The 13,468-nt window shown below is 53.8% G+C and carries 16 protein-coding genes; 8 read left to right on the forward strand and 8 right to left on the reverse strand.

All coding sequences use genetic code 11. The features are described from left to right. Positions 1-8: 8 nt before the first annotated feature. On the reverse strand, positions 9-1,139 hold the full coding sequence (gene zapE, locus Dpoa2040_RS17330; protein ID WP_168642038.1) for a cell division protein ZapE: 1,131 nt from the start codon (positions 1,137-1,139) through the stop codon (positions 9-11). 212 nt (positions 1,140-1,351) lie between these two features. On the opposite strand from zapE, the gene zapG reads away from it, so the two are divergent. The 3 genes from zapG to degS all read left to right on the forward strand — a co-directional run bounded on the left by zapG (position 1,352) and on the right by degS (position 4,512). Further along, positions 1,352-1,756 carry a Z-ring associated protein ZapG gene (gene zapG, locus Dpoa2040_RS17335; protein WP_042867974.1) on the forward strand — a complete coding sequence of 135 codons (405 nt, stop codon included), beginning with the start codon at positions 1,352-1,354 and terminating at the stop codon, positions 1,754-1,756. 233 nt (positions 1,757-1,989) lie between these two features. Then, entirely contained in the window at positions 1,990-3,360 is a 1,371-nt protein-coding gene (gene degQ / locus Dpoa2040_RS17340; RefSeq protein WP_168642039.1) for a serine endoprotease DegQ, read from the forward strand. An 87-nt stretch (positions 3,361-3,447) separates the two neighbouring features. Next, the gene (degS, locus tag Dpoa2040_RS17345; RefSeq protein ID WP_168642040.1) at positions 3,448-4,512 is read left to right on the forward strand and encodes an outer membrane-stress sensor serine endopeptidase DegS; all 1,065 of its coding nucleotides are present in this window, start codon (positions 3,448-3,450) and stop codon (positions 4,510-4,512) included. Between the two features lie 52 nt (positions 4,513-4,564). Here the strand turns inward: degS and murA are convergent, their stop codons facing one another. From murA to mlaF, 7 genes are all read right to left on the reverse strand, one after another. After that, positions 4,565-5,827, reverse strand: coding sequence for a UDP-N-acetylglucosamine 1-carboxyvinyltransferase (gene murA / locus Dpoa2040_RS17350; RefSeq protein WP_042867968.1), 1,263 nt, complete (start codon positions 5,825-5,827; stop codon positions 4,565-4,567). Between the two features lie 53 nt (positions 5,828-5,880). Beyond that, positions 5,881-6,135, reverse strand: coding sequence for a BolA family iron metabolism protein IbaG (gene ibaG / locus Dpoa2040_RS17355; protein WP_042867966.1), 255 nt, complete (start codon positions 6,133-6,135; stop codon positions 5,881-5,883). 132 nt (positions 6,136-6,267) lie between these two features. Further along, positions 6,268-6,570 carry a lipid asymmetry maintenance protein MlaB gene (gene mlaB / locus Dpoa2040_RS17360; RefSeq protein WP_168642041.1) on the reverse strand — a complete coding sequence of 101 codons (303 nt, stop codon included), beginning with the start codon at positions 6,568-6,570 and terminating at the stop codon, positions 6,268-6,270. Beyond that, positions 6,563-7,195, reverse strand: a complete 633-nt coding sequence (gene mlaC, locus Dpoa2040_RS17365) for a phospholipid-binding protein MlaC (protein WP_042867961.1) — start codon at positions 7,193-7,195, stop codon at positions 6,563-6,565. Before mlaC ends, mlaB begins: the two co-directional genes overlap by 8 nt. Before the next feature lie 11 nt (positions 7,196-7,206). Then, positions 7,207-7,851, reverse strand: a complete 645-nt coding sequence (gene mlaD / locus Dpoa2040_RS17370) for an outer membrane lipid asymmetry maintenance protein MlaD (RefSeq protein WP_168642042.1) — start codon at positions 7,849-7,851, stop codon at positions 7,207-7,209. 4 nt (positions 7,852-7,855) lie between these two features. Beyond that, positions 7,856-8,638, reverse strand: coding sequence for a lipid asymmetry maintenance ABC transporter permease subunit MlaE (mlaE, locus tag Dpoa2040_RS17375; protein ID WP_168642043.1), 783 nt, complete (start codon positions 8,636-8,638; stop codon positions 7,856-7,858). A gap of 3 nt (positions 8,639-8,641) precedes the next feature. Then, a complete protein-coding gene (mlaF, locus tag Dpoa2040_RS17380; RefSeq protein WP_168642044.1) occupies positions 8,642-9,451 on the reverse strand; it encodes a phospholipid ABC transporter ATP-binding protein MlaF in 810 nt (269 codons plus the stop codon). A 280-nt stretch (positions 9,452-9,731) separates the two neighbouring features. On the opposite strand from mlaF, the gene Dpoa2040_RS17385 reads away from it, so the two are divergent. Genes Dpoa2040_RS17385 through lptA form a run of 5 tightly spaced genes read left to right on the forward strand, consistent with a single transcriptional unit; the run spans position 9,732 to position 13,453 of the window. Further along, a complete protein-coding gene (locus Dpoa2040_RS17385) occupies positions 9,732-10,694 on the forward strand; it encodes a calcium/sodium antiporter (RefSeq protein ID WP_042867954.1) in 963 nt (320 codons plus the stop codon). 29 nt (positions 10,695-10,723) lie between these two features. Next, positions 10,724-11,710, forward strand: a complete 987-nt coding sequence (gene kdsD, locus Dpoa2040_RS17390) for an arabinose-5-phosphate isomerase KdsD (protein ID WP_042867952.1) — start codon at positions 10,724-10,726, stop codon at positions 11,708-11,710. A 54-nt stretch (positions 11,711-11,764) separates the two neighbouring features. Continuing rightward, a complete protein-coding gene (gene kdsC / locus Dpoa2040_RS17395; RefSeq protein WP_168642045.1) occupies positions 11,765-12,331 on the forward strand; it encodes a 3-deoxy-manno-octulosonate-8-phosphatase KdsC in 567 nt (188 codons plus the stop codon). Then, entirely contained in the window at positions 12,328-12,897 is a 570-nt protein-coding gene (gene lptC / locus Dpoa2040_RS17400) for an LPS export ABC transporter periplasmic protein LptC (RefSeq protein WP_042867947.1), read from the forward strand. Before kdsC ends, lptC begins: the two co-directional genes overlap by 4 nt. Then, entirely contained in the window at positions 12,875-13,453 is a 579-nt protein-coding gene (lptA, locus tag Dpoa2040_RS17405; RefSeq protein ID WP_168642046.1) for a lipopolysaccharide ABC transporter substrate-binding protein LptA, read from the forward strand. Before lptC ends, lptA begins: the two co-directional genes overlap by 23 nt. The last annotated feature ends 15 nt before the right edge of the window (positions 13,454-13,468 follow it).

Here is a 13,468-nt window from a genome sequence, read left to right on the forward strand (position 1 = left end):
GGAAACCATTACGGCAAATGCGGCTGGCGCAAGTACTCTTCGCTTTGCATCTCCTGTAAACGCGACAGACAGCGCTGATATTCAAATTTCAGGTGTTCGCCCTGATAAATGTCAAACATCGGTGCCTGTGCAGACATAATCAGCTTCACCCGGCGTTCATAGAACTCGTCCACCAGCGCCAGAAAACGACGGGCAGCATTTTCATCTTTAACTTCCATCACCGGAACATGATGCAACAACACCGTGTGATACAGCCGCGATAGCGCGATATAATCATTCTGGCTGCGCGCCTCAAGGCACAAGGTGGCGAAATCCACCGCCAGCACACCATCCCCTGCGCTCAGTGTTGCCAACGGGCGATGATTAATCTCCAGCACCGGGCCTGGCTGACTGACATCACGCCCGGACAGGCTACGAAACATTGCCTGCATCTGAGCATCGGTATCTGCATTGATTGGGGTAAGATACAAGTGTGCCTGAGTCAGGGTACGTAGCCGGTAATCAATGCCTGCATCCACATTGAGCACATCGCAGTAGCGCTTGATCAAATCAATGGCAGGCAGGAAACGCGCGCGCTGCAACCCATTGCGATACAACTCGTCTGGCGGAATGTTAGACGTCGCTACCAGCGCAATCCCCCGCGAGAACAATGCCCGCAACAGTTCCGCCAGCAACATGGCGTCGGTAATATCAGACACGAAGAATTCATCGAAACACAGAATATCGGTCTGAGCCTTAAAGCCATCCGCCACCTTTTCCAGTGGGTTTTCCTGCCCTTGTAGTTGGTTCAGCTCTTCATGCACCCGTAGCATAAATCGGTGGAAGTGCAGCCGGAGTTTGCGCTCCGAGGGCAAACTGTGGAAAAACAGATCCATCAGCCAGGTTTTACCTCGCCCCACTCCGCCCCACATATACAGCCCTTGCACCGGCGATGGTGATTTTTCCTTATTTCCCAGCCAATTGCGCCATTTCGACATCAGTCCCGGCGCGCGGTTTTCCGTTTGTCCCCATACCTGTTCCGTCAGCGTTTGATGAATGGCGTTTAGGCGGACTACAGTTTGATGCTGCACCTCATCGGGTTGATAGGTCTGGGCCATCAAAGCCTGCTGGTAAAGTGCCAAAGGGGTTGTTCTCTGCATAGCACAAAATCCCTGAGAAAAATTTCGTTATATTTTATCGTGCGTTAACGCCGGTTCAGCCCGTGATCGTGAGCGTTAGCGCTTCGCGGTGACCACATACCCGATCAGACCAGATCTACAAGGACTCCACTCCGGCGAGGTTAGCGGTTATAGTGACTATTATTAAGTGAAAAAACCCTACGGGACAACGAAGTCAAAATAGGAGTCGTTTTATGACCTGGGAGTCTGCGCTGATTGGATTTGTTATCGGTGTCATCATTGGCGCTGTCGTGATGCGGTTCGGCAACCGTAAATTGCGCCAGCAGCAGGTACTGCAAAACGAACTGGAGAAAAACAAAACCGAACTGGAAGAATATCGTCAGGAATTGGTCAGCCATTTTGCCCACAGCGCAGAACTGCTCGACAATATGGCACGCGATTACCGTCAGCTTTACCAACATATGGCGAAAAGCTCCAACAACCTGCTGCCGGATGTTCCGATGCAGGACAACCCGTTCCGCTATCGCCTGACCGAGGCCGAATCGGACAACGACCAAGCCCCGGTAGATATGCCGCCGCGCGACTACTCAGGCAGCGCATCTGGCCTGCTGCGTGGCGCACGACCAACAGGCAAGTGACCGCTAGCTTTGCTGACCTTGCCGTTCTTATTCACCCTGACGACACGCAATTTGTCGTCAGGGTGTGTTCTGTGATAGGCCATGCCTACCTTCCCGTAGCAACGGTTGTTACATTCTGCTGACGAAATATCAGCGAACTTTACACACCGCACTGTGTCTGAGTATTCACCGCAAGTTTAAGTTTATATATCATCGTTTTATTCATAGGCAGGTCGTGAGAGAGTTAATAATCAATGAAAAAAACATCGTTGTTATATAGCGCACTGGCACTCGGTATTGGACTGTCGTTGTCTTCATTGCCCCCGGCCAACGCCGCGTTGCCTGCCGTTGTAGAAGGTCAGGCGCTGCCCAGTTTGGCGCCGATGCTGGAAAAAGTGCTGCCTGCCGTCGTGAGCGTTCACGTGGAAGGTACACAGGTACAGCGCCAGCGTATCCCGGAAGAGTTCAAATTCTTCTTTGGCCCCAATACCCCGTCCGAAAAACAAAATGCGCGTCCGTTTGAAGGATTAGGTTCAGGCGTCATTATCAATGCCGAAAAAGGCTATGTGTTAACCAACAATCACGTCGTCAACAACGCAGATAAAATTCAGGTGCAGTTGAATGATGGTCGTGAATATGACGCCAAACTGATCGGGCGCGATGAACAAACCGATATCGCGCTGTTGCAGTTGAATGACGCCAGGAATCTCACCGAAATTAAAATGGCGGACTCTGATCAGTTGCGCGTCGGCGACTTCGCTGTTGCCGTCGGCAACCCATTTGGACTCGGTCAAACTGCAACATCTGGTATTGTTTCCGCGCTGGGTCGCAGCGGCCTGAATCTTGAAGGGCTGGAAAACTTTATCCAGACCGATGCTTCCATTAACCGTGGTAACTCCGGCGGAGCACTGGTCAACCTGCGGGGCGAGCTGATTGGCATTAACACCGCGATTCTGACGCCAAGCGGTGGCAACTCGGGTATCGGTTTCGCCATTCCGAGCAATATGGCGCAGAATATGGCGCAACAGTTGGTGGAATTCGGCGAGGTGAAACGCGGCCTGTTGGGTATCAAGGGCAGCGAGATGACCTCCGAGATAGCCAAAGCGTTCAAAGTGGATGCCCAGCGCGGTGCTTTCGTCAGCGAGGTCATTCCGAAATCTGCCGCAGCCAAGGCGGGTATTAAAGCGGGCGATGTGCTGATATCGCTGGATGGTAAACCCATCAGCAGCTTTGCCGAACTGCGAGCCAAAATTGGCACGACCGCGCCGGGTAAAACCGTCCGCATCGGCCTGCTGCGCGAAGGCAAGCAACAGGAAGTGGCCGTGGTACTGGATAACAGCACCAACGTCACCACTAATGCCGACACGCTGTCTCCGGCGTTGCAGGGCGCGACCCTCAACAACGGGCAGCTTAAAGACGGCAGCAAAGGCGTGGCGATTGATAACGTGGCCAAAGACAGTGCTGCCGCGAAGGTTGGCCTGCAGAAAGGCGATATTATCGTCGGCGTGAATCGTGAGCGCGTGGAAAACATCACTCAGTTGCGCAAAATTCTGGAAGCCAAACCCTCGGTGCTGGCCCTGAATATTGTGCGTGGGGATGAAACTATCTATCTGCTGCTGCGTTAAGCCATGAAAAAGTGGACGCCGCGCGATGCGGCGTCCATTCTTCTCTGATATTCTGCGATTAAACCTTCTTTTACACCCAAAACGCTCATGCTAACCAAACTGTTACGTTCGACGCTGTTCGGTGTCATCGTGGCCGGTATTCTGTTGCTGGCCATTCCGGCACTGCGTTCCAGCCAGGGATGGTTCAAATCCGACAGCGACAGCAGTCAGGAAACCCCGGTCAGTTATTACCAGGGAGTACGCCGCGCCGCGCCAGCTGTGGTGAACGTATACAATCAGGGCAACGATCCAGCGACCAAAAACGAGCTGAACATTCGCACCCTGGGTTCCGGCGTACTCATGAACAACAAAGGGTACATCCTGACCAACAAGCATGTGATCAGCAATGCCGAACAAATTGTGGTCACATTACAGGATGGTCGTATCTTTGAAGCGCTATTAGTGGGTTCAGACAGCCTGACCGATCTGGCTGTACTGAAAATCGAAGGCACTAATCTACCGGCGATCCCCATCAACCCGAAACGGGTGTTCCATGTCGGCGACGTCGTGATGGCTATCGGCAATCCCTACAATCTCGGCCAGACGGTGACCCAAGGGATCATCAGCGCTACTGGTCGGGTAGGACTCAGCGCCTCTGGTCGGCAGAATTTCCTGCAGACCGATGCTTCAATCAACCACGGCAACTCCGGCGGAGCGCTGGTCAACACACTCGGTGAACTGGTTGGCATCAATACCTTGTCATTTGATAAAAGTGATGATGGCGGCACGCCGGAAGGCATTGGTTTTGCTATTCCCGTTGCACTGGCGACCAAAATCATGAACAAATTGATCCGCGATGGACGGGTGATTCGTGGTTATTTCGGCATCCGTGGCGCACAGCGTGAGCGGCTGGGCAATCAGGTCACCGGCCTGGAACGATTGCAGGGTATCGTCGTCAGCGAGGTCGATTCCGGCGGCCCGGCAGATAAAGCAGGTATTAAGAAGGGCGATTTGCTGCTGGAAGTGAATAACAAGCCAGCACGTTCGGTGATAGAAACCATGGATCAGGTAGCAGAGATTCGGCCCGGTTCCGTCATTCCCGTGGTCATTTTACGTGATAATCAGGAAATAAAGCTCAATATGACCATCCAGGGATACCCTACCAGCGACTAAGTCGTGCCGGCAGTAACGCCGGGTGATGCAGTAGCTCACCCGGCAGTAACGGTTAGTCGTTAGCACTCACCCGTTCAATGTTGGCACCCAACGCACGCAACTTGTCTTCAATGCGCTCGTAGCCGCGATCAATATGATAAATACGATCCACTAGCGTAGTGCCTTGCGCAATACACCCCGCCAGTACCAGACTGGCCGACGCACGCAGGTCGGTTGCCATTACCTGTGCGCCAGACAAGCGCTCGACGCCATGGCAAATCACCGTGTTACTCTCGATTTCCGCCTGCGCTCCCATGCGAATCAGTTCAGGGATATGCATGAAGCGGTTTTCGAAAATGGTTTCCGTGATAACGCCAGTACCTTCCGCTACCAGATTCAGCAGACTGAACTGCGCCTGCATATCGGTTGGGAATCCTGGATGCGGAGCAGTACGCACATTGACTGCTTTAGGCCGGCAGCCATGCATATCCAGGCTGATCCAGTCTTCACCGGTTTCGATATCAGCGCCCGCTTCACGTAGTTTGGACAACACGGCGTCCAGCGTATCCGGACGGGTGTGACGGCACAGCACCTTACCACCAGACACCGCAGCCGCCACCAGGAAAGTCCCGGTTTCAATGCGATCCGGCAGCACGCGATACACCCCTCCGCCCAGACGCTCCACCCCTTCGATGACGATTTTGTCACTGCCAGCGCCGCTGATTCTGGCGCCCAGGGTATTGAGGAAATTCGCGGTATCGACAATTTCCGGCTCGCGCGCCGCATTCTCAATGATGGTTTTGCCTACCGCCAATGTTGCAGCGCTCATGATAGTGACCGTCGCGCCGACACTGACTTTGTCCATCACGATATGTGCGCCTTTCAACCGGCCATCGACCGAAGCCTTCACATACCCTTCTTCCAGCGTGATACTCGCTCCCAACTGTTCCAAGCCATTAATGTGCAAATCAACCGGACGAGCGCCGATGGCACAACCTCCCGGCAACGACACCTGCCCCTGACCAAAGCGCGCCACCAGCGGACCCAACGCCCAGATAGACGCACGCATGGTTTTCACCAACTCATAAGGGGCACAGAACACATTGACCGTGCTGGCATCAACATGAACGGAACCGTTACGCTCAACGCGCGCCCCCAGTTGGCTCAGCAACTTCATGGTGGTATCGATATCACGCAGTTTGGGAACATTCTGGATTTCTACCGGCTCTTCAGCCAGCAAGGCAGCAAACAGGATAGGCAGGGCGGCATTTTTAGCACCAGAAATAGTAACTTCACCAGCGAGCCGGGTTGGCCCCTGCACACGAAATTTATCCATAGTGACGATTTCTCAATATTCAGATTCAATAGCACGGCCTGGCGGCCACTGACTTACAGACCGCTCAATTTACGGTCGCGCTGCCACTCTTCAGGGGTATAAGCCTTGATCGACAACGCATGAATGCGATTATCCGCGATATATTCCATCAGAGGCGCATAGACCGCCTGTTGCTGTTTTACGCGGCTCATACCCTTGAACAACTCACCTATCACAATGACCTGAAAGTGGCTGCCGTCACCGGAAACATGCACTTCCGCAAGCGCCAACGCCTTCATCAGCACGTCTTTAATTTCGTCGTTTTCCATTGATCTCGATTCTACGTCAGGGGGGATGATAAACAGGGTGGTATCTTAGATGAATCTGCCGCCATCTTAAACAAAAGAAATCCCCCTTGCGCAATGCGACAAGGGGGAAGCTTAATCATAAAAACACAACGATCAGACCGCTAAGCGGATAGGAATAATTTCATTCAGGTTATACAACTGGATCAGCGTACGGAGCTTATCACTGGCACCAACAATCGCCAGCGACGATCCGTTCTGTTCCTGCTGGTGATAAAAGTGCACCAACAGAGCAAGACCCGCGGAATCCACCCTTTCAACCTGTTCCACATTCAGCACTCGGCTGGCAGCCAGCAGTGCGTCACGCTGCTGCCATAGTGGCAGTAACGTATCACGATCCAGGCTGCCTTCCAGATGCAGGGTGTCGTTTGCCTGCCGCCACCGCAGTGCATCAGCCATTTTTCTGATCCAGCGTAATCGGCTGCTGAGCCGCCGCCTGTAACTGTTTAGTCAGCCCATCCACCCCATTCTGGCGCAGCGTGGACGCCCATTCGTTCTGTTTGGTGGTAATCATGCTCACCCCTTCGGCGATCATGTCGTAAGCCTGCCAGTAACCGGTTTTGGTGTTCTTACGCCACTGAAAATCCAGGCGAATCGGCGGGCGACCACCGTTATCAATAATAGTCACGCGGATGGAAACAATCTCGGCATTACCCACCGGTTGCTCTGGCGCAATCTCGTAAGTCTGACCATGATAAGACGCCAACGCCTGACCGTACGCCTGCTCCAGATATGCCCCAAACGCCTTGAAGTAAGCCTCGCGCTGATCCGGTGTGGCATCCTTATAATACTGACCCAGCACCAACGCACCGGCGTATTTTATCTGCACATAAGGCAACAGTTCCTCGCGTACCACAGTACGCAGGTAGTTAGGGTCTTGTTTAATACGCGGCTGTTCATTTTTGAGACGATCAAAGGTCTTCTGCGCCGCATCATGCATCAGGCTATAAGGGTTCGTCTGGTCAGCCGCACTGACAAACGGGGCCACCACCAACAGTGCCACCATCAATAAACGTTTTAACATGCTGTGTCCTCTTAAGGCTGTTGGGCCGGTTTATTACCAGATTCAGGTTTTGCCGATTCACCGCTTTTATCCGCAGGTTTGGCTTCTGCCGGTTTGGCATGACTCTGATTCGTATTATTTGGGCTAGCCGCATCGGGGTTAACCGTATTTTGATCTGCCTTATTCTGGTTGGCATTGTCAGTATTGCTGCCACCGCTCTTATATAGGAATTGACCGATAAGGTCCTCCAGCACCATCGCTGACTTGGTATCCTGAATCGTCCCACCGTCTTTCAAAATCGAGGTTCCCATATCCTCGTCTTCAAACCCGATATTCAGCGCCAGATACTGTTCCCCCAACAGACCAGAGGTACGAATCGCCAGCGAACTGGTATCCGGAATCTGGTCGTAACGCTGATCAATATCCATCGCTACCCGCGGCAGATATGTCTTGGTATCCAGCGAAATATCCTTCACCCGACCAATCACCACCCCACCGATTTTCACCGGCGAACGCACCTTGAGGCCGCCAATATTGTCGAAGGTTGCGTACAAACGGTAGGTTTGCTGTGGCCCCAGTGATTTCAGGTCCGCCACCTTCAGGCATAAAAAGACTATGGCGCACAGCGCGATCAGCATGAACACGCCAACCCCTATTTCATGTTTCTTTGTTTGCATCGACTCATTTCCCAAACATCAGTGCTGTCAGCACAAAATCCAATCCCAGTACCGCCAACGACGAGTGCACCACTGTGCAGGTCGTCGCGCGGCTGATGCCTTCTGACGTCGGAATCGCGTCATAACCATTGAACAGCGCAATCCAGGTGACGGTAATGGCAAACACCAGGCTCTTGAGAACACAGTTAAGCAGGTCTTTCTGCCACTCCACCGCGTTTTGCATTGCCGACCAGAAAAAGCCGCTGTCGATACCTTTCCAGTCCACACCAACCAGCGCCCCACCCCAGATGCCGACAGCGACAAAAATCACTGCCAACAGCGGCATGGAAATCACCCCAGCCCAGAAACGCGGCGCCACTACACGGCGCAACGGGTCCACCGCCATCATCTCCATGCTGGATAACTGCTCGGTCGCCTTCATCAGGCCGATTTCCGCCGTCAGGGCAGAACCGGCACGCCCGGCGAACAGCAGCGCCGTCACCACCGGTCCCAGTTCACGCAGCAATGACAGCGCTACCATCATGCCCAAACTGGCTTCCGCGCTGTAGGTAGTCAGGACCAGATACCCCTGTAAACCCAACACCATGCCGATAAACATGCCGGATACCATAATGATCAGCAATGATTGCACGCCCACGCTATAGAGCTGTTTGCGCAGTAGCGGCCACTGCCTGGCCGGTTCCGGTTTGCCCACCAGCGCATTGAACAACATCAGCCCGGCCCGCCCGAAAGCGGCACACACCTGAATGCCAACACGTCCCAGCGACGCTAATGCCTGTACTAGCATGTATTACTTACTCCCCAAGCCTAACAACCCACGCTGATAATCGTCCGCCGGATAGCGGAACGGCACCGGGCCGTCGGCAATGCCATCAAGAAATTGCCTCACGCGCGGATCGCTATTGTGCTGCAATTCAGTCGGCGATCCCTCCGCCACCACACGCTGATCGGCAATGATATAAGCATGATCGGCAATACTCAGCACTTCCGGCACATCGTGAGACACCACGATGCAGGTCACGCCGAGCGCCTGGTTCAACTCGTCAATCAACTTCACCAGCACTCCCATGGTGATCGGGTCCTGACCGACGAACGGCTCATCGAACATGATCAGTTGCGGATCAAGCGCAATGGCGCGCGCCAGCGCCACACGCCGCGCCATGCCGCCCGAAAGCTCAGACGGCATCAGCTCCGCCGCCCCGCGCAACCCAACGGCTTCCAGCTTCATCATCACCGTGCTGTGCAGCAAGGGTTCGGGCAGTTGCGTATGTTCGCGTAGCGGCCAGGCAACATTGTCGAACACGTTCAGGTCGGTAAACAACGCCCCGGACTGAAACAACATGCTCATCTTCTTACGAGTCTCATACAAACGGGAACGGGAAAGCGTCGGAATATTTTCCCCGTCGAACCAGATTTCGCCGCTGTCCGGTTGCAATTGCCCACCAATTAACCGCAGCAGCGTGGTTTTACCGATGCCGGACGGCCCCATGATGGCCGTGATTTTTTGCTTTGGCACATTCAGCGAGACATCCGAAAAAATCGGCCTGTCGCCCCGCCGGAAGCTGAGCCCGCGAATTTCTACCAGATTTTCGTGGTTCATGGTTTCTTTCCTCAACGACCGCCGTTTGCGACCGCCTGTTTTCACATTTTTGCACCGCACTGCCCCGATAATCCTGTTTTGGGGTGCTACGCTGGCGCTCCACTGTTACAGAATCAGCACACTGGTTCGTGACCAAAATTGCCATTGGTTTTACTTTTTCGCCTTGCGCAGTCAGAATTAGCGCTAACGAGAAAAAATGGCGATTTTGCTTATTATTCGTCCAGAAATACTGGTTTGTTCGCCAATAAACCGGTGATTATACCTGAATAAAGGACGCTTCATGCTTTTTGCGACAGTACTGTTAATTGTTGGTTTAGTGTTACTGGTTTATGGCGCCGACCGTCTGGTGTACGGCGCTGCCGTACTGGCCCGCACATTTGGCGTACCGCCGATGGTTATCGGCATGACGATCGTAAGCATGGGGACATCGCTGCCCGAACTGATGGTATCGGCAACCGCCGCGCTCAACCATCAAACTGACATGGCCGTTGGCAACGTATTGGGTTCAAACATCGCCAATATCCTGCTGATCCTCGGCAGTGCTGTACTGATCCGCCCACTGACTTTTCATTCCACGCTACTGCGTCAGGAACTGCCGCCCATGCTGGTGGTGACGCTACTGTGCGGCGTTCTGCTGCACGACAACTTTCTAAGCCGTCTGGATAGCGTGTTGCTATTGCTGACGGCCATTGCCTGCATCGTGCTGATGCTACGCATGGCACACGCCGCCCAGAACCGCGGCGATGACAGCCTGACCCAAGAACGAATAGCAGAGTTGCCGCGAGAGAACAATCAGACTGTGGCGCTGTTATGGTTGCTGATAGGCTTGATTATTCTGCCGATGTCATCGCGGATTGTGATCGATAACGCCACGGTTATCGCCAATTACTTTAATATCAGCGAACTGACCATTGGGCTGACAGTGTTGGCTGTCGGTACCAGTCTGCCGGAATTAGCAACGGCGATAGTCGGTACGCTGAAGAAGGAAGACGACATCGCACTCGGCAACCTGATTGGCTCCAATATCTTTAATATCGTGATAGTGCTGGGCGTGTCCGCCCTTTTGTCCCCCGGCGCGGTAAACCCGCTCGCGTTTTCACGCGATTACTGGGTGATGCTTGGAGTCAGCGCGTTCCTGACGATTCTTTGTCTCCGCCAGAAACGGCGCATCGGTCAGGGCGCAGGCGCATTGCTGTTGTGTGCGTTTATCGCGTACCTTTCGGTGCTGTTCTTGTTCTCATAGCCAGCGCATGGCAACGCAGGATGTTTTACATGTCACATTTCGAGTTACAACCTGGTTTTGATTTCCAGGCCGCCGGTCGGCAAGTTCTGTCTATCGAGCGCGACAGTCTCGCGCAGTTGGACCAATATATTGACGACAATTTCTCCCGCGCCTGCGAGAAAATGTTTCACTGCCACGGCAAAGTCGTGGTGATGGGCATGGGCAAGTCGGGGCATATCGGCTGCAAGATGGCCGCTACTTTCGCCAGCACCGGTACGCCGGCTTTTTTTGTCCACCCCGGCGAAGCCAGCCACGGCGATTTGGGCATGATTACCGCACAGGATATCGTGATAGCCATTTCCAACTCCGGCGAGTCCCATGAAATCCTGGCGCTTATCCCGGTGCTAAAACGCCTGCAAGTGTGCCTGATCTGCGTGACCGGCAACCCGGAAAGCACTATGGCCAAAGCGGCGGATATCCACCTTTGCGTTCACGTGTCACAGGAAGCCTGCCCACTTGGTCTGGCGCCCACCTCCAGCACCACCGCGACATTGGTGATGGGCGATGCATTGGCCGTTGCACTATTGCAGGCACGTGGTTTTACTGCCGAAGATTTCGCATTGTCGCACCCCGGCGGCGCACTTGGTCGCAAACTGCTGTTGCGAATCAACGATATCATGCACACTGGCGACGAGATCCCTCGCGTCAACCGTGATGCATCGCTGCGTGACGCACTGCTGGAGATTACCCGCAAAAATCTGGGGATGACGGTCATTTGCGGCCCGGATGACCGTATCGAAGGCATCTTTACCGACGGTGACCTGCGCCGGGTGTTCGATATGAATATCGACCTCAATAGCGCTGGCATCGCTGATGTGATGACGCGCGGCGGCATCCGGGTGACGCCGCAAATACTGGCAGTCGACGCCCTGAATCTGATGCAATCCCGACACATCACCTCGCTGCTGGTAGCAGAAGATGATCGTCTGCTGGGGATAGTCCACATGCACGATATGCTGCGCGCGGGTGTGGTATGAGCCTGACGTGCGTGCGCCACTGGCCACTGAATGAAAAACCAAGGATACGAGTGAATGAGTGAAACCCGGCCGCAAACCGATACCTGTTACGGGCCTGTCGATACCCTGGTCATGCAGCGTGCCCGTGATATCCGTCTGTTAATCTGCGATGTTGACGGCGTACTCTCTGATGGCCTGATCTATATGGGCAATCAGGGCGAAGAGCTGAAAACCTTCAACGTACGCGACGGCTACGGTATTCGCTGCCTGCTGACATCGGATATCGACGTGGCGATTATCACTGGCCGCTCATCGCAGTTGCTCATCGATCGCTGCCAGACATTAGGGATACGCCACCTGTATCAGGGACAGTCCGATAAGCTTGTAGCCTTCCGCGAACTGCTGGATACACTGTCGCTCAATGCCAGCCAGGTTGCCTATATTGGCGATGACCTCATCGACTGGCCGGTGATGGCTGAAGTCGGGCTAAGCGTGGCCGTAGCTGATGCTCACCCGTTGCTGCAACCCAGAGCGCACTACGTCACGCGTATTGGCGGCGGTCGTGGCGCGGTGAGAGAGATTTGCGATCTTATTCTGCTGGCACAAGGTAAACTGGACTTCGCCAAAGGGCTGTCGATATGAGTAAAACGAAACGCTGGTTAACGCTGTTGTTAGCATTGATTGCGCTGGTGTTGATCGGGTTAAATCTGACCGCCCGGCGGGCGGGAAATGGGCCGTCGGAAGTGCAAAATAGTGATCCGGCCTATACCATGCAGCAAAACATTACCGTGGTGTATGACCCGACCGGGAAACTAAGTTACAAACTGGTGGCCGAAAAAGCGGAACACTACAACGCCGAGCAGGTAAGCTGGTTTACGCAACCGGTAGCAACCATGTTCAATGAGCAGGCGATTGCAACCTGGTCGGTACGGGCTGATCGCGCCAAATTGACGAAAGATCGCATGTTGTATCTGTACGGCCATGTTGAGGTCAATAGCCTGACCAACGACTCACAACTAGAGCGGATTAAAACGGATAATGCACAGATTAATCTGGTTACGCAGGATGTGACATCGGACGACGAAGTCACCCTGTACGGTGTCAACTTTACCTCTAACGGACTAAAAATGCGTGGAAATCTGCGCAGCAAAACCGCTGAGTTGATCGATAAGGTAAAATCCTATTATGAAATCCAACCAAAAAATTAATGTCTTACACAGCATCCTGATCGCCAGCTCGCTTTTTGCCGTCAGCATTCCGGCCCTGGCGTTAACCGGAGACACCGATCAACCCATTCACATTACTTCCGACCAGCAGGCGCTGGACATGCAAGGCAATGTGGTCACCTTCACCGGCCACGTTATCGTGACGCAAGGCTCGATAAAAGCGCAGGCTGACAAGGTAGTGGTCACCCGTCCTAACGGCCAGCAAGGTCATGAAGTGATCGAAGGTTACGGTAATCCGGCAACGTTCTATCAGATGCAGGACAACGGCAAACCGGTCAAAGGCCACGCTCAAAAGATGCGTTATGAGATGGACAAGCAACTGGTCATCCTGACCGGCGATGCTTACCTGGAACAGTTGGACAGCAATGTCAAAGGTGATCGCATCACTTATCTGGTTCAGCAGCAGCAGATGGAAGCATTCAGCGACAAAGGTAAACGAGTCACCACCGTCCTGGTCCCAACACAGTTGCAGGATAAAGGCGCGCAGAATAGCGCCAAGCCTGGCAGCAATACCAGCAAGCCCGCCAAACAACAGTGAGTAACGCGCTAATCC

The organism is Dickeya sp. CFBP 2040 (assembly GCF_012273755.1).
Taxonomy (GTDB): Bacteria; Pseudomonadota; Gammaproteobacteria; order Enterobacterales; family Enterobacteriaceae; genus Dickeya; species Dickeya poaceiphila.